This is a genomic window from Bacillus kalamii (assembly GCF_047238185.1).
Lineage (GTDB): Bacteria > Bacillota > Bacilli > Bacillales > DSM-1321 > Bacillus_AD.
In genome coordinates this window covers 629,441-645,456 of the sequence record NZ_JBDFMI010000001.1, presented here as the reverse complement: position 1 = coordinate 645,456, position 16,016 = coordinate 629,441, and the positions used below count along the sequence as shown (strand labels likewise).

Annotated in this window: 12 protein-coding genes; 2 read left to right on the top strand and 10 right to left on the bottom strand. The window is 42.6% G+C overall.

Annotation, left to right across the window (positions count from 1 at the left end):
• Positions 1–45 precede the first annotated feature (45 nt).
• The 5 genes from hemB to hemA are packed head-to-tail and all read right to left on the bottom strand — an operon-like array spanning position 46 to position 4,962.
• On the bottom strand, positions 46–1,044 hold the full coding sequence (gene hemB, locus ABC357_RS03280; protein ID WP_412886128.1) for a porphobilinogen synthase: 999 nt from the start codon (positions 1,042–1,044) through the stop codon (positions 46–48).
• Positions 1,045–1,072: 28 nt separating this feature from the next.
• A complete protein-coding gene (locus ABC357_RS03275) occupies positions 1,073–1,795 on the bottom strand; it encodes a uroporphyrinogen-III synthase (protein ID WP_412886127.1) in 723 nt (240 codons plus the stop codon).
• Positions 1,796–1,824: 29 nt separating this feature from the next.
• Entirely contained in the window at positions 1,825–2,760 is a 936-nt protein-coding gene (gene hemC, locus ABC357_RS03270) for a hydroxymethylbilane synthase (protein WP_412886126.1), read from the bottom strand.
• Between the two features lie 9 nt (positions 2,761–2,769).
• Positions 2,770–3,603 carry a cytochrome C assembly family protein gene (locus ABC357_RS03265; protein ID WP_412886125.1) on the bottom strand — a complete coding sequence of 278 codons (834 nt, stop codon included), beginning with the start codon at positions 3,601–3,603 and terminating at the stop codon, positions 2,770–2,772.
• A gap of 12 nt (positions 3,604–3,615) precedes the next feature.
• Complete coding sequence (hemA, locus tag ABC357_RS03260) at positions 3,616–4,962, bottom strand: glutamyl-tRNA reductase (protein WP_412886124.1); 1,347 nt, start codon at positions 4,960–4,962, stop codon at positions 3,616–3,618.
• A gap of 345 nt (positions 4,963–5,307) precedes the next feature.
• Between hemA and ABC357_RS03255 the strand changes: the two genes are divergently transcribed.
• Positions 5,308–5,787 carry a LiaF transmembrane domain-containing protein gene (locus ABC357_RS03255; protein ID WP_412886123.1) on the top strand — a complete coding sequence of 160 codons (480 nt, stop codon included), beginning with the start codon at positions 5,308–5,310 and terminating at the stop codon, positions 5,785–5,787.
• A 550-nt stretch (positions 5,788–6,337) separates the two neighbouring features.
• The gene (locus ABC357_RS03250; RefSeq protein WP_412886122.1) at positions 6,338–7,924 is read left to right on the top strand and encodes an FMN-binding glutamate synthase family protein; all 1,587 of its coding nucleotides are present in this window, start codon (positions 6,338–6,340) and stop codon (positions 7,922–7,924) included.
• Positions 7,925–7,965: 41 nt separating this feature from the next.
• Here the strand turns inward: ABC357_RS03250 and yihA are convergent, their stop codons facing one another.
• From yihA to tig, 5 genes are all read right to left on the bottom strand, one after another.
• Complete coding sequence (gene yihA / locus ABC357_RS03245) at positions 7,966–8,547, bottom strand: ribosome biogenesis GTP-binding protein YihA/YsxC (protein ID WP_412886121.1); 582 nt, start codon at positions 8,545–8,547, stop codon at positions 7,966–7,968.
• A 1-nt stretch (position 8,548) separates the two neighbouring features.
• Entirely contained in the window at positions 8,549–10,870 is a 2,322-nt protein-coding gene (gene lon / locus ABC357_RS03240) for an endopeptidase La (RefSeq protein ID WP_412886120.1), read from the bottom strand.
• Positions 10,871–11,054: 184 nt separating this feature from the next.
• Positions 11,055–12,725, bottom strand: a complete 1,671-nt coding sequence (gene lonB / locus ABC357_RS03235; protein WP_412886119.1) for an ATP-dependent protease LonB — start codon at positions 12,723–12,725, stop codon at positions 11,055–11,057.
• 241 nt (positions 12,726–12,966) lie between these two features.
• The gene (clpX, locus tag ABC357_RS03230; RefSeq protein ID WP_412886118.1) at positions 12,967–14,235 is read right to left on the bottom strand and encodes an ATP-dependent protease ATP-binding subunit ClpX; all 1,269 of its coding nucleotides are present in this window, start codon (positions 14,233–14,235) and stop codon (positions 12,967–12,969) included.
• Positions 14,236–14,644: 409 nt separating this feature from the next.
• Complete coding sequence (gene tig / locus ABC357_RS03225; RefSeq protein ID WP_412886117.1) at positions 14,645–15,928, bottom strand: trigger factor; 1,284 nt, start codon at positions 15,926–15,928, stop codon at positions 14,645–14,647.
• Positions 15,929–16,016: the final 88 nt, after the last annotated feature.

The window sequence follows — 16,016 nt, the reverse complement described above, 5'->3', positions numbered from 1 at the left end:
TAAAGGTCTCCTTTTAACTGGAAAGTTTATTCATTACAATAGTGCTTAACCATTGCATGATTGTTCTTTAAGCCAACCGGCCACGTCCTTAGCAAAATAAGTAATGATTAAATCTGAACCGGCACGCTTTAAGCCAATCAATGTTTCCATCACAATTTGCTTTTCGTTGATCCAGCCGTTGATGCCTGCTGCTTTGATCATACTGTATTCCCCGCTCACATTATAGGCGACGATGGGCAAGTTGAATTCATTCTTCACATCGCGGATGATATCCATATAGGCCAGTGCAGGCTTAACGATCAAGAAATCAGCTCCCTCCGACACGTCTGAATGTGCTTCACGCATTGCTTCCAGGCGATTGGCCGGGTCCATTTGGTAGGTCTTGCGGTCTCCGAACTGCGGTGCCCCATTGGCTGCATCGCGGAAAGGACCATAAAAAGCGGATGCATATTTGACTGCATAAGACATAATCGGCACATGCTGGTAACCGGCTTCATCCAAACCAGCGCGAATGGCGGCAACAAAACCATCCATCATATTGGATGGAGCAATAATGTCTGCTCCTGCTTCCACTTGGCTGACAGCAGTTTTGACCAAATAGCCGAGCGATTCGTCGTTCAGTATTTCTCCGTCTTTTACAATGCCGCAATGCCCATGGTCTGTGTATTCACAAAGGCATGTATCCGCCACGATTAGAACCTCGGGATACTGTTCTTTGATCATTCTGATTCCCTGCTGGATTAATCCATCATGGCTAAAAGCGCCTGTTCCGCATTCATCCTTATCATGCTCATAAGGTACCCCGAACAGAATGAAAGCCTGAATGCCGAGCTCTACCGATTCTTTCACTTCTTCCATTAGATGATCAAGCGATAATTGATAGATTCCAGGCATGGAATGGATTTCATTGCGGACATCTTCTCCGGCCGCAATGAAAATAGGGTAAATTAAATCTTCGGTACGAAGGAATGTCTCTCTTACTAATGATCTCATCGCTGCATTCCGGCGCAGTCTTCTATGGCGTGCAAATTGCATTTTTTCCATTTGTTCAGTCTTCCTTTCACTGTACTCTTTATTGTATATAATCATCGAGCATGCTTAATAGCCCTTCTGAAGTATAAGGTTCTGCAATCACAGCAACTGGCAAACCATAACTTCCAGCCGTTTTGGCTGCTATCGGGCCTATGCATGCGTATACCATCCGGCCTAGCTGAAGCTGGTTTTTGTTTACTACCTCCATGAAATGGCGGACAGTGGATGATGAAGTAAACGTCACAATATCGATTGTCCCTTTTTCCAATAAATTCTTCAACCTTTTTTCACTGGAGGAAGGCAGGCTGTTCTCGTAAATCACTATTTCATCACATAAATGGCCTTCTTCTTCCAACTTTTTGGCGATCATATCCCTGGCCAGGTTCCCTTTGACAATCAAGATATTGGAATGATTGTCCAACTGTTCCGGAAACTCTTCAGCAAACCTTTCGGCAACAAATTGAGAAGGAATAAATGCTGGCTCCATTCCGTGAAGCCTTAATGAAGACTCTGTCTTTTCCCCAATAGCTGCAATCTGGGGCAAGTTATTATTCGGGACAAGCTTACTGAAATACTCCACCCCTTTTTGGGAAGTGAAAATGAGCCAATCATACTGTTTAAGATTAGACAGCTTATTCATTTCACTTGCATCTAAAGCAGCTGGGCGGAAACCGATTAATGGTACAGATACCGGAATTCCTCCCCGCAGCGCTATTTGCTGTGAAAAGGCAGGTGCATCGTTTTCGCTGCGTGTTACCAACACTGTCTTGCCTTCAATGAATCCCCCGCCTGTCATGATTGCATCGATTCGGCTTTTACATCGTCGATCAATTTCTGGCCGCCGCGCGCTTTGATCGCATCAGCCGCTTTTAAGCCTATTTCCCGAGGATCATTTCCGCTGATTTGCTCTTTCAGGATTGTTTTCCCATCCGGTGTCCCTACCAATGCAGTCAGCGTAATTTCACCTTGTTCTTCAACCGTTGCAAAACCTGCAATCGGCACCTGGCATCCACCTTCCATCGCATCCAAAAATGTCCGCTCTGCTCTAACAGTTCGATCTGTTTCACTATCAGCGAATTGGGACAACCCTTTCAAAAGCTCTTCGTCATCGCTTCTGCATTCAATGGATAAGGCACCCTGGCCGACTGCCGGGACACACATATCGCTTTCCAAAAATTCAGTCACTACATCCGAACTCCAGCCAAGGCGGGAAAGCCCTGCAGCAGCCAAAATTATCGCATCATATTCCTCATCCTGCAGCTTTTGAAGCCGTGTATCAATATTTCCTCTGATCCACTTAATCTCCAAGTCGGGCCGTACAGCCAATAACTGTGCACTTCTCCTTAAACTGCTTGTTCCTACAATTGCGCCTTTTTTTAGCTCTTTCAACGTTTTATGCCCTTTGGAAATCAAGACATCACGATGATCCTCGCGCTCCGGGATACATCCGATCGTCAATCCACTAGGAAGTACGGCCGGCATATCCTTCATACTATGTACAGCCATGTCGATTTCTTTCGTTAATAAAGCATGCTCGATCTCTTTAACAAACAAGCCCTTTCCGCCAACCTTCGACAGTGTCACATCAAGGATGCGATCCCCTTTCGTCACAATTTCCTTCACTTCAAACTCAAACGGCAATCCTAAATCCTTCAATTGCTGGATAACCCAATTCGTTTGGGTGAGGGCCAATTTGCTTCGTCTGGAACCGACAATTATTTTTCTCATAATATCCTCCTATGCGTACCAAAAATGAAATCCCGATAAACTACCAAATAAAAAGAAATTGATTAATACAATCATGAAAGCCAGTATATTCAAGTAAGCCAGAGACCTGCCGTAAAAACGTCCCCGATGCTTAGCATAAATATAAAAACCATATAGAAGAATGACAACAAACGAACCAATGATCTTAATATCGAACCAGGAAATCCCCGGCAGTTTCAGCCTTGCCCATTGCAACCCAAGGACAAGGGCAAAAAATAAGAGCGGCAAGCCGATAACAGCCAGAAGATAAGACCATTTCTCCAGCTTCGACAAATCCCCTAAACGTCGAAGCCGTTTCCCCCATTGTTTCCTTTTCAGCAAATCATACTGAATCAGATAAAGCACCGATAAGACAAATGAAAGGGTAAAAGCTCCATATGCCAAAATGGCAATAGTTACATGGATGAACAACAATTCAGAAACAAGCTGTTTTGCCATGATCTGCGTAGACATTTGCTCAGGAGCGAACGTATGGATGGCCATCACTATAAATCCAAGGATATTTGTAAAAAACACAATAAATTCAACTCGGAGCCATCGTTGGAAGGCCAAAGAAAATGTGATGAGCACCCATACATAGAAATAAAGCCCTTCAAAAATAGTCAACACAGGAAATCGGCCTGTCTTATCCACATAAAGAAATAAAAAGATTGTTTGAAATAACCAAACAATCGCAAGCAGCCAGAAGGCAAGTTGATTTGCCTTCCGTTTTGTATGAAGAAAATCAATAAAATATAAAAGAACACTTAAGGCATATAGAACGACTGTGGCTTCTTGAAGCCTGGTCATTGAAACATCAAGCATGTTTTCTCCCTCTTAAGCCCTGACTGCAGCAGTTGTATACTCTTGATTTGCTGCTGACTCTTCTTTTATCGGACGAAGGCTTGCCTCCCGGTTCAAAGGCTCAATATTGAACGTATTCATAAAGGAAGCGAGCGCCTTTTCCCGATCCTTCCGGCCTGCAAGTTCTTTCGCATAAAGGATAGGGTCTTTTAACATTTGATTAATGATGCTCTTTGTATGCTTTGATATAATTTTGCGTTCACGGTCTGATAAATCCGGCAGTTTCCGTTCGATGCTTTCCATCGTATCCGCCTGGATTGCAAGCGCCTTTTCCCTTAAGGCAGAAATGACAGGAACAACGCCCAACATATTCATCCAATCATTATAGGCGGCAATTTCCTTCTCGATCATCATCAAAATCGCTTCGGCGGCAATTTTCCGTTCCTGCAAGTTCGCTTCGACAATCCCTTCCAGGTCATCAATATCATAAAGGAATACACTGTCTATATCAGCCAAAGTCGGGTCTAAATCCCTCGGCACCGCAATATCTACCATGAATATCGGGCGACCCTTCCGCAATCCCGACACGGCTCCCATCAATTCTTTCGTAATGACGTATTCCTTTGATCCTGTTGAGGAAATGACGATATCCGCATCAAGCAAGGCACATTGCAATTCACGAAGCTCTTTTGCCTTGCCGGAGAATTTTTCAGCCAGAACAACTGCTTTTGCATGCGTCCGATTGATGACAGACACTTTTTTCGCACCTGCACTGTACAAGTTTTGAATAGCGAGCTCACCCATTTTTCCGGCACCGATGACTAAGACATTTTTATCATTCAGATCCCCGAATATTTTTTTAGCCAACTCAACTGCTGCATAGCTGACGGAAACCGCATTCGTATTGATTTCTGTTTCGGAATGAGCCCGTTTTGCCAATGTGACAGCTTCCTTGAATAAGTGATTAAACACCGTTCCAATTGTTTTTTCTGATTGTGCCATTGAATAACTTGATCGCACCTGGCCAAGAATTTGGGTTTCCCCCAGTATCATTGAATCCAATCCGCAACTGACCTGGAATAAATGATCCACTGCACGGTCCCCTTCATGGATAAAAAGATAAGGAGAGAAATCTTCAGCAGGCAAATCAAACCATTGAGATAAAAATTCTTTAATATAATAGCGTCCTGTATGGATTTGATCGACAACTGCGTATATTTCAGTCCGATTGCATGTAGAAATGATGACATTCTCCAAAATGCTCTTCTTTTGCTGCAACGCCTTCATCGCATCAATGAGTTCGGCTTCATCAAATGACAAACGTTCACGAATCTCAACAGGGGCAGTTTTATAATTTAAACCAACTGCAAGTATAAACATCCCTTTGTCCGCACCCCCACGAAAATTACATAGTTTTCTAACATAATTATAGCATTAATAACCCTTAAACTCTCTAAAAATTATGAACATATATTGACATACCATATTTTAGGACAAACAATATATGTTGTCCTTTCCCATAGAAAAGCCATACTGTTTTATGCCGGAATAAATGATAAAATAACAATGGCCCCATCTTGATGGAAAAGACCTTTTTATATAGTCTATGAACATGATTCCACCAAAAAATGGCAGATTACTAATTTAGAATGATTACTATCTAATAACGTAACAAACTAAAAATAGATTCTCAAGTAATTTGTTCTTAAGAGGAAGTGACTAAAAATGAAAAACTTATTTTCCCCCGTATTGCTAATCGGATTCGGCTTGTATTTTTTATTGAGCCAATCCAATATTTCTTTATTTTCAGGAATGTACACATGGCCATCCTTGCTTTGTATCATTGGTATCGCATTCCTAGTCCAGGCGTATAAAGGCAAGCAATATGAACAAATTCTTCCGGGTGTGGCTTTTCTAGGATTCGGTATCCATTTCCATGTCATCAATACGATACATCTATGGTCGAATAATGTAGGAGTCTTTATACTGATCATTTCCCTTGGGGTAATGCTGCAGGCTCAAAAGACAAACAAAGGAATGGCACACGGCATTGTACTTCTGGCCGTATCCGTTTTTATCTTATTCAATGATTCTTTCATGAAAACCATCCATTCAGCCGGCATATTAGAAAACATTTCCTTTTCTCTTGTTCCCGTCGTCTTGATCGGGTGCGGCATCCTCCTTCTATTTATTAAAAATAGGTGATAACCGACACCCAATTTGATAATATCCATTCGCTCCTGCATCTGGTACGAATATACATATAATACATCCAGAAAATAACCGATCGCCGCTTTGTTTCATGGGACATGCCGTTACGATCGGGAATAAGGAGATTCGTCTACCGTGTGCAGGCTACGAGATTTTTGGTTTATCGCCATAACCCTAATCGGCATTTGTGAATGGTTTATCCTTTTTACACTTCATCCCATGCACGGGAATTTCATCGCCATGTTTCTGATTATTTCTTTTTTCATCCTCTTTAACAGTTTATTCTTTATAGACGCAAAAAAATCAGCATCGCCCTACTACGGCCGCTTAATATGCGCCCTCATCCTGGAGATTGCCGTAATCTTTTTCCTCCTATAATTGGTTGCCATGCAGGGTTTCTCTTGGAATCCTGCTTTTGTCCTGCGCCCGCAACGAGCATGCATCCGCTTTTTGTCGTTTATTTACTCCTTTTAGTGGTAGAAGTGACTAAAAAGAACAATCAGGGAAATTCTTTCCTGACTGTTGGTGCTGAAAGGAGAATACAATGAACGCTCACACCCTTGTAGAATTAATCGCAGTTGTCCTTGTTTTATTGATTATTGTAATCCCTATCGTCTTAATCGCTTCCCTTTGGCTTTTTGATACCAAGCAAAAGGAGCATGCTGTTTTAAGAAATTATCCAGTCCTCGGAAAAATCCGTTATATTTTCGAAAAAATGGGTCCGGAATTACGGCAATACCTTTTCTTGAATGATACAGAAGGCAAGCCATTCTCCAGAAAAGAATATACGCAAACTGTCCTCTTTGGAAAGTATAAATCCAGAATGATGGGATTCGGATCCGAGAGGGATTTTCAAAAACCGGGATACTACATCGCCAATACGCTCTTTCCCAAACAGAAAGAAGAATTAAAAATCCAACAAAACCCTAAAGTGAAAACAAAAGTATATGTCATTGACCATGAAAAACTATTTTCCCGCAAAGAGCATCGGGAGGAAGCGGAAGCGGATCCATATTTACTCACTGATGAAAACGCTCCCGTTATCGGAAAAGATTCATGCAGGCAGCCATTCCAGCCTAAAGGTCTCGTTGGCCAATCTGCCATGAGTTACGGAGCACTGGGGAAATCAGCGATCACTGCACTGTCAACCGGCCTCGGGATGGCTGGCGGAACTTGGATGAACACTGGGGAAGGCGGTCTCACTGACCATCATTTAAAGGGTGGAGTGGACATCATCAGCCAAATTGGCCCTGGTTTATTCGGCTACCGGACGAAGGATGGAAACTTCTCATGGGAGGAATTTAAAAAGAAGAGCAAGATCCCTGAAGTAAAAGCATTTGAATTAAAGCTGGCACAGGGCGCCAAAACAAGGGGCGGACATGTAGACGGCAAAAAAGTCACACCTGAAATCGCCGAAATCAGAAATGTAGAAGCATGGAAAAGCATAGATAGCCCGAATCGTTTCCGTGAATTCGGAACATTTAAGGAAATGTTCGACTTTGTAGAACAGTTGAGGGAAATAGGCGGGAAGCCAGTCGGCATTAAGCTTGTTGTCGGGCATACTGAAGACATCCGCTCGCTGGCGTCCTATATGGCACGTACGGGACAACATCCGGATTTTATCACGATTGACGGAGCAGAGGGGGGCACAGGGGCATCGTTCCAGGAGTTGGCCGATTCTGCTGGAGTTCCCATCCTATCTGCATTGCCTTATGTCCACGATGTGCTTCAAGAATTTGGCGTCCGTGATAAAGTCCATATTTTTGCATCAGGAAAACTGCTCACCCCGGATAAAGTCGCATTGGCATTGGCGTTAGGAGCCGACTTTGTCAATATCGCCCGCGGAATGATGTTTTCTGTCGGCTGCATACAGGCTCAAGTTTGCCATACGAATACTTGCCCAGTAGGGGTCGCCACTACCGATCCAAAGCTACAGAAAGCCTTGGATATAGAAGAGAAGTCCAAGCGTGTATGCAATTATATATTGTCCTTGCGCGAAGGAATTTTTACACTTGCTGCAGCAGCAGGCATAGACAGCCCGACAAAATTCACAAGAGACCATATTGTGTATCGGGATTCTTCCGGCATGCTCATTCCTGTCAAAATCAAACAAACGGCAACCGAAAGGTAAAGCAAAAGAGGCAGACTGCTATGTCTGCCTCTTTTAAGATCCTACATAAATGCCCGAATGGCTTTCCACGCTTCTTCTTTCCCCAATCCTGTTTCAGATGAGAAAAGAATCAACTGGTCGCTTTTTTCCACCTGCAACGTCTCGCGGACAACTTTCAAGTGTTTTTGCCATTTTCCCTTCGGAATTTTATCTGCTTTTGTTGCAATAATGATGCATGGAATTTCATAATGTTTAAAGAAATCGTACATCATGATGTCATCCTTGCTCGGCGGATGGCGCAAATCAACAATTTGGATAGCAGCACGAAGCTGTTCCCTTGTCGTTAAATATGTCTCAATCATCTTCCCCCATGCAGCACGTTCCGTTTTGGATACTTTCGCAAATCCATATCCCGGAACATCGACGAAGTGAAGCGCCTCATTAATGATAAAGAAATTCAGTGTCTGAGTTTTTCCGGGCTTTGAAGAAGTCCGGGCAAGGCTTTTCCGTTGAATCATCTTATTGATGAAAGATGATTTCCCTACATTCGATCGTCCTGCCAATGCAAATTCCGGTAAATGTGTGTCCGGATACTGCTCTGGCTTTACAGCGCTAATAACAATATCTGCGCTTGTTACTTTCATACTATTTTCCTCCTGCCAATGCAATAGCTAATACTTCGTCGACACTTGAAACAGGATAAAACGTCAAGTCTTTACGGATACTTTCCGGTATATCTTCAATGTCTTTTTCGTTGTCTTTAGGAAGAATAATGGTCGTTAAACCAGCACGGTGTGCACCGAGCGTTTTTTCCTTTAATCCACCGATTGGAAGTACTCGGCCTCTTAGTGTAATTTCGCCGGTCATGCCTACCTCTTTCCGGATTGGTTTGCCGGTTAGAGCCGATACAATGGCCGTAGCCATCGTAATTCCCGCAGAAGGCCCATCTTTAGGGACAGCTCCTTCCGGAACATGTATGTGAATATCATTCTTTTCGTAGAAATTTTCCTCAATGCCCAGTTCAGCAGCCTTGGAACGTACGCATGTCAAAGCGGCCTGAGCCGATTCCTTCATGACATCGCCAAGTTTACCGGTTAAAGAAAGCTTTCCTTTCCCCGGGGATAATGTCACTTCAATCTGGAGAGTATCCCCTCCGACAGTCGTATAGGCAAGACCAGTCGCAACTCCTACTGTATCATCTTTTTCAGCCTGTCCATAGCGATATTGTTTTTTTCCTAAAAATCCCTCGATATTCTTTACAGTGACTATGACCTTTTTCTTTTCACCTGAAACAATGATTCGCGCTGCTTTGCGGCAAATGCTGGCCAACTGGCGCTCCAGGCCCCTGACTCCCGCTTCTCTCGTATGGTAACGGATAATATACATCAAGGCATCATCTTTAATCTGAAGCTGCGTTTTCTTCAAGCCATTCTCTTTAATTTGCTTAAGCAGCAGATGTTCCTTGGCGATATGCAGTTTCTCATATTCCGTATACCCCGCGATCGTAATGATTTCCATCCGGTCGCGCAAAGGGCCAGGTATAGTGGCCAGGTTATTGGCAGTGGCAATAAACATCACGTTCGATAAATCATATGTTTCTTCAATATAATGGTCGCTGAATGTATGGTTTTGTTCGGGATCCAGTACCTCAAGCATAGCGGAGGATGGATCACCCCTAAAGTCATTGGACATTTTATCGATTTCATCCAATAGGAAAACAGGATTCGAGCTTCCCGCTTTTTTCATTCCTTGGATAATACGCCCCGGCATAGCGCCGACATACGTGCGCCGATGGCCCCTAATCTCAGATTCATCTCGGACACCGCCAAGCGATACACGAACAAAATGGCGATTAAGCGAAGTGGCAATCGATTTTGCCAAACTAGTCTTACCAACACCTGGAGGTCCTGCCAAGCATAAAATAGGACCCTTTAGGGATTGCGTCAGCTGCTGGACTGCTAAATACTCCAATACACGCTCCTTGACCTTTTCCAATCCAAAATGCTCTGCATTTAAAATGCGTTCTGCCTTATGGAGATCATGGTCATCCTCAGTCTTATAATTCCAAGGAAGCGCCAATAGCCAGTCGAGATATGTCCGTATCACTGAACTTTCAGCAGAGCTTGCTGGGATTTTTTCATAACGGTCCAGTTCCTTTAACGCCGTTAGTTTTACATGATCCGGCATGGAAGCTTCTTCAATCTTTTCAGCCAGCTCACTAACTTCACCCGTTTTCCCTTCTTTTTCACCCAATTCTGTCTGGATAGCTTTCATTTGCTCCCGCAAATAATATTCTTTTTGGGTGCGCTCCATCGAACGTTTGACACGTTCTCCGATTTTCTTCTCCAATTGCAGGATTTCTTTCTCATTGTTGATATAATCAATAACAATCGATAAACGCTCTTTTACATCGATTGCTTCCAACACTTCCTGCTTCCCTTTCAGTTGCAGCGGCAAATGGGAAGTGACAATATCCGCCAACCGGCCAGGCTCGGCAATATCGGCAGTCGCGCTGTATATCTCATTGCTGTTCTTCTTGGCAGTGGTTATGTATTGCTTGAATGAAGCCAATAGAGTTCTCATTAACGCTTCATGTTCGGCATCTTTTTCAACCGGGTCTTCATATGTTTTTAAAGAAGCGGATAGATACGTATCCTGATCTATAAATGAAACAGCCTCAGCCCGCTTTAAACCTTCAACCAGCACACGGATCGTACCATTAGGCAGCTTCAGCATTTGCTTTACTTTTGTTAAGGTTCCCATCTTATATACATCTTCTTCGTTCGGTTCGGCAACCGCTGTATCTTTTTGGGTCGTCAGAAAAATAAGATGGTCATCAACCATAGCCTTTTCCAATGCTTGGACAGATTTATCCCTTCCCACATCTAAATGCAAAACCATGGACGGATACACAATCAGCCCTCGTAGCGGCAGGAGGGGAACGATGTATTCATTTGTATTTGTCATGCCTAGACACCTCCAAATCTATTCTATAAAACGATGCAAAACGTATGGAATACGGTCTTTTTTCAATTCTAACGCATTTATTAGTTAGTGTCTATTACATACCATTGGCACTATAGGCTATTGCCTCCGGATACCCGTAAAGGCTGCAAGAAAGACTGACCCGATAACGAATCAGCCTTTCTTCTTACATCATATTTTCCTTCGGATAGGGGCTGCCCTCTTTGTTAAGGTCGAGAGTCTGCTCGATCTTTCTTTTTAGGGCATGTTCAATCACTTGTTTAAAGGACGTGACAGGCACAATCTCTATATCAGTGAACTCCTTTAGCATACTCTGCATATTTTCAGCAGGGATAATCACCTTCTTGACGCCTGCCTTCTGGGCTGCCTTCACTTTCGGATAAATCCCTCCGATTGGTTTTACTGCCCCTTGAACGCTGATTTCCCCTGTCATGGCGACAGTACGGTGAATCGGTATCTTATAAATGGCCGAGTAAATGCAAGTTGCCATGGCTATACCCGCTGATGGACCGTCAACTGGCCCTCCTCCTGGAAAGTTGACATGGATATCATATGAATCAGCAGGGACTCCCATCGAACGGAGTACCGTAACTACATTCTCAATGGAGCCTTTTGCCATACTCTTACGGCGGATAGATTTCCCGTTGTTTCCTATACTTTCTTCTTCTACAATCCCCGTAATAGTAATGCTTCCCTTTTCTTCGTTGGGTATGACCGTCACTTCAATTTCCAGCAAAGAACCACTATTGGGTCCATAAACGGCCAAACCATTCACAAGGCCGACTTTTGAAATATCCGCAATCTTTTTATCTATCCTCGGCGTCAATTGGCTGCTATGGACAATCCATTCCATTTCGTCATCTTGGACATTTTTTCGTTTATTCGTAATAGCTAAGCCTGCTGCTATCTGGACCATATTAACAGCTTCCCGCCCGTTGCGGGCATAGTTAGCCAAAATATCCAATCCTGCATCGGATATCTCCAATGCCACTTTCTCAGCAGCGTTACTCGCCACAGACTTTACTTCTTCATGCTCTAATTCGCGAAAAAACACTTCCATGCAGCGCGAACGGATTGCTGGCGGAATTTCATTCGGCGTACGGGTAGTCGCTCCAATCAAACGAAAATCGGCGGGCAGCCCATTCTTGAAAATATCATGGATATGAAGCGGAATCTGCTGATTTTCCTCCGAATAATAGGCGCTTTCAAAAAACACCTTCCTATCTTCCAATACTTTAAGCAGCTTATTCATTTGAATTGGATGCAATTCCCCTATTTCATCTATGAACAGGATTCCGCCATGTGCATTCGATACAGCCCCCTGCTTCGGCTGGGGAATGCCTGCCTGTCCCATGGCTCCCGCTCCCTGGTAAATCGGATCATGAACGGAGCCGATGAGCGGATCAGCGATTCCACGCTCGTCAAATCTGGCAGTCGTCGCATCAAGCTCTATAAAAACTGCGCTTTTCCTGAATGGAGATTGTATGTATTTCTTTGCTTCTTCGAGCACTATCCGTGCAGCTGCCGTTTTACCGACTCCCGGCGGCCCATATATGATGACATGCTGTGGATTCGGACCGCATATCGCCGCCTTTAGAGCTTTAATTCCATCTTCTTGCCCAATGATCTCATTAAAATTGGAAGGCCTTACTTTTTCGGCCAAAGGCTGCGTCAAAGACACATCCCTCATCTTCCTTAATTGTTCCATTTCTTTCTTTGACTCACGGTCTATGGTTACTCTTTGCGCCCGTTGGCCCCTAAGTAAATTCAAGAAATATAATCCGATGATAATCCCAAAAAACATTTGTACGATGATCAATACAGTCATCCAACTCATATTCTTCCCTCCTGAACATGGCTATTGTGTGATTTATTATGTAGTATCACCTTTAAATGGTAAAAATAATCGTAGTTAGAGGGAAACTTTGGAGATATAAACCAGGCTAACTATGACACCTTGAAAGGAATAGCAAAAGCGGAAGGCGCACGCTTATCCCCGGCAAGCTTAAGAGGGACCATAGCATAATTAAAAAAAGGAGAGCCTAATTGGCCCTCCTTTGCTATTCTTTCAATTATAGTCAGGCAGAAGTTTTCTTTTCTTCTTCCGGTTCTACTGTGCCATCCTTCAAAATCAGCTTCGGCAATTTATTTTCCGCCACTGTTTCTTTTGTGATGATACATTTCTGAATATCGTCCCTTGAAGGAAGGTCGAACATTAAATCGAGCATAATGCCTTCAATAATGGAACGCAAACCACGTGCTCCGGTTTTACGCTCAATCGCCCTCTTAGCGATTTCTTTCAATGCTTCTTCTTCGAATTCCAATTCAACATCATCAAGTGACAGCATTTTTTGGAATTGTTTAACCAAGGCATTTTTAGGCTTCGTCAATATTTCAACTAGTGCACCCTCATCCAATTGTTCCAAGTTGGCGATAACCGGAAGACGGCCGATGAATTCAGGAATTAGGCCAAAGCGCAATAAATCTTCTGGAAGCACTTTTGACAATAAATCCTTTTCAGAGATAACAACATTTTTATTCTCAGATCCGAAACCAATTACTTTTTGGCCAAGACGGCGTTTGATAATAGGTTCGATTCCATCAAAAGCCCCTCCGCAAATAAACAGGATATTAGTTGTATCAATTTGGATGAATTCCTGATGCGGATGCTTTCTTCCACCCTGCGGCGGCACACTTGCCACTGTTCCTTCGAGGATTTTCAGCAACGCCTGCTGTACGCCTTCTCCCGAAACGTCTCTTGTAATAGATGGATTTTCAGATTTACGTGCCACTTTATCTATTTCGTCGATATAGATAATGCCTTTTTCTGCTTTTTCAACGTCATAATCCGCAGCCTGAATAAGCTTTAATAGAATATTTTCAACATCCTCACCCACATAGCCTGCTTCAGTCAAGGAGGTTGCATCTGCGATGGCGAACGGTACGTTCAATAAACGTGCCAAAGTTTGGGCCAGCAACGTTTTACCGCTACCAGTAGGCCCGATCAGACAGATATTACTCTTGGAAATTTCGACATCGTCGATTTTACTGTTGGAATTGATTCTCTTATAGTGATTGTATACAGCCACAGCCAACGATTTTTTCGCCTGTTTTTGACCGATTACATACTCATCCAAAATGTGCTGGATTTCTTGCGGTTTCGGCACATCTTTGAATTCCACTTCCTCATCAGTGCCCAATTCTTCTTCAACGATCTCAGTGCACAGCTCGATGCACTCATCACAAATATATACGCCAGGTCCGGCGACAAGCTTTCTAACCTGCTCCTGTGTTTTGCCACAGAACGAACATTTTAGATGGCCTTTTTCATCATTAAATTTAAACATTAGCTTCACCCCTTCTAAATACTTGGAAATTATAGTGTAATCAAGCTAAAATCAACCATTACAGAACACGCAATATGTATTTCTTTTTTCTATGTGCTTTGCATTGTATCATTTTATCCAATAAAAAAAAAATAAAATGACTTGCAATAGAAAAAGTCCTTGTTACTTTCTCATTATATATGTATATTGCCCTTAAAAATACCAATCAAACTTAGTAAAAAGAGAAAGTAGGTTTCAATAAAAGAATTATTAAAAATAATCTACACTTATTATAATATAAAATCAATAAAGAAACATTGCAAAAATTCCCTTTTTAATCCTTTATGCAAAATTCCTCCGGTTATGATAAAACAAGGCACGATAAATCGTGCCTTGTTCGGTAAGGTTCTCATTTCAGAAAAAGTTGAAATTAAGCTTGTTTGCTGTTGTCCACTAAGAAGTCAACTGCTTTACGAACGCTTAAGTCACCCTTAACGCCTTCAAGACTTCCAAGAGCTTGCTTGATTGCTTCTACTTCCATGTTGTACATGTCAGCCATTTTTTGGATTTCAGCATCCACATCTTCGTCAGTAACTTCGATGTTTTCAGCTTTAACGATTGCTTCAAGAACAAGGTTAGCAAGAACGCGTTTTTCAGCGTCTTCTTTCATTTGTCCTTTAAGAGCAGCTTCGTCCTGTCCAGAGAATTGGAAGTATAGATCCAAGTTCATACCTTGCATCGATAGGCGTTGTTCGAATTCTTGAACCATACGTTCAACTTCAGATTCGATCATTACTTCTGGAATCTCAACTTCAGCATTTGCAGAAGCTTTTTCAACTACTGTATCGCGTACAACGTGCTCAGCTTCATGCTTTTTGCTGTCTTCAAGATTTTTCTTTGTTTTTTCTTTCAACTCAGCAAGTGTTTCCACTTCTTCATCTGCATCTTTTGCGAATTCGTCATCAAGAGCAGGAAGTTCTTTTGTTTTGATTTCATGGATTTTCACTTTGAATACTGCAGGCTTACCAGCTAGTTCAGCTGCATGGTATTCTTCTGGGAATGAAAGTTCAACGTCTTTTTCTTGTCCAGCTTCAAGACCAACTAATTGTTCTTCGAAACCAGGAATGAAAGAGTTAGAACCTAGTTCAAGAGAATAGTTTTCAGCTTTTCCGCCTTCAAATGCTTCTCCGTCAACAAATCCTTCGAAATCGATGACAACTGTGTCTCCGTTTTCAGCTTTTCCGTCTTCCTTCACAACTAGTTCTGCAAAACGCTCTTGCATTTTAGCCAATTCATTGTTTACATCTTCTTCAGTTACTTCAGTATCAACAGCTTCTACTTCTAAACCTTTGTAGTCTCCTAATTTAACTTCAGGTTTAACAGTTACAGTTGCTTTGAATACTAACGCTTGTCCTTTTTCCATGTTTTCCACATCAATTTCAGGACGGTCGACAGGATCGATTCCTGCTTCTTCAACGGCAGTAGCGTATGCTTCCGGAAGAATGAAATCCAATGCATCTTGGTACAATGATTCTACACCAAAACGTTTTTCGAACATTTGGCGAGGCATTTTTCCTTTACGGAATCCAGGTACATTAATTTGTTTTACAACCTTATTGAAAGCAGCGTCCAAACCTTTGTTGACTTTATCTGCTTCTACTTCAACAGTTAGAACCCCACGGTTCCCTTCTAATTTTTCCCATTTTGCAGACATGAGTTTCCCTCCAAGACATCTATTTAATAGTTCTTTTACACAATTCCACGTAAAAATGCCAAAAGCCTTATGTAAGGCAGCTTAATCG

Coding starts and splice junctions, on each gene's coding strand:
- lonB (WP_412886119.1), bottom strand. CDS start 12,725: ATGAGTTGGATGACTGTATTGATCATCGTACAAATGTTTTTTGGGATT.
- hemA (WP_412886124.1), bottom strand. CDS start 4,962: ATGTTTATACTTGCAGTTGGTTTAAATTATAAAACTGCCCCTGTTGAG.
- ABC357_RS03265 (WP_412886125.1), bottom strand. CDS start 3,603: ATGCTTGATGTTTCAATGACCAGGCTTCAAGAAGCCACAGTCGTTCTA.
- ABC357_RS03255 (WP_412886123.1), top strand. CDS start 5,308: ATGAAAAACTTATTTTCCCCCGTATTGCTAATCGGATTCGGCTTGTAT.
- lon (WP_412886120.1), bottom strand. CDS start 10,870: ATGACAAATACAAATGAATACATCGTTCCCCTCCTGCCGCTACGAGGG.
- yihA (WP_412886121.1), bottom strand. CDS start 8,547: ATGAAAGTAACAAGCGCAGATATTGTTATTAGCGCTGTAAAGCCAGAG.
- clpX (WP_412886118.1), bottom strand. CDS start 14,235: ATGTTTAAATTTAATGATGAAAAAGGCCATCTAAAATGTTCGTTCTGT.
- ABC357_RS03250 (WP_412886122.1), top strand. CDS start 6,338: ATGAACGCTCACACCCTTGTAGAATTAATCGCAGTTGTCCTTGTTTTA.
- tig (WP_412886117.1), bottom strand. CDS start 15,928: ATGTCTGCAAAATGGGAAAAATTAGAAGGGAACCGTGGGGTTCTAACT.
- hemB (WP_412886128.1), bottom strand. CDS start 1,044: ATGGAAAAAATGCAATTTGCACGCCATAGAAGACTGCGCCGGAATGCA.
- hemC (WP_412886126.1), bottom strand. CDS start 2,760: ATGAGAAAAATAATTGTCGGTTCCAGACGAAGCAAATTGGCCCTCACC.